Below are 768 nucleotides of genomic sequence, written 5' to 3' on the forward strand. Positions count from 1 at the left end.
TCGATCAGCAGGCCCGTCAGCGCGCTCGGGGTCAGCCCCGGCCGGCTCGGCAGATGCCGGGCGGCCCAGCCGGTCGCGTCGGCGAACACGTCGCGTTCCACGCTGAACCTCATGGGGCCGATTGTCCCCGCCAACAGCCGAAAATCGCCGCATTCACCGATCGGTGTTCGCCGTCGCCCGGCCGGCGCCGCGCGCCTCGCCCGCCGCCGGGTCGGTGTCGCCGCCGACGGCCACCACCCAGCTCACCTGTAGGCACAGCTGGCCGTCGTCGCCGTCCACGCTGACCGCCACGGGCGGCGTGGCGGCCGGCCGGGGCGCGTCGGCGGGGGCCCCCGGGCCGGTGATCGCGCGGGCCCAGTCCGACGGGATGGCCGTGCCCGCCACGGTGAGCGTGAGGCTGCCTCCGCTGGCGTCGCAGATCAGGGTAAGCAGCGCCCGGGGGGCCGGGATCGCCCTGAGCACCTGCGGCAGCAGCGCCTCGAGCCGGGCGCGCACGGGCGCGGGGGCCACCCGCAGATCCCCGGCGACCTGGGCGTCGATGCGGACGCCACGGGACTCCGCGTCGAACAGCGCCGCCGCCAGGTCGCCGAGGGCGGCGGCGTGACTGGCGACCAGGGTGCGGCGAATCATGGCGGCGAACCGCCGGCACCGTTCGCGCACCGCCGGGTCGCGCGGGTCGAGCAGGCCGTCGCGCACCGCCGCGAGCAGCGGCAGGACCTCCCGCTCGATCATGCCGAGGGCCCGCGCCCGATCCGCTCGGATCCGGAC

General features: G+C 77.3%; 1 pseudogene. It reads right to left on the minus strand.

Going from position 1 to position 768, the window contains the following annotated elements:
* Nucleotides 1-153: 153 nt before the first annotated feature.
* A pseudogene (locus ND748_RS33150) lies at nt 154-768 on the minus strand (ATP-binding protein); the annotation flags it as partial.

This window comes from Frankia sp. AiPs1 (genome assembly GCF_023716945.1).
Classification (GTDB): domain Bacteria; phylum Actinomycetota; class Actinomycetes; order Frankiales; family Frankiaceae; genus Frankia.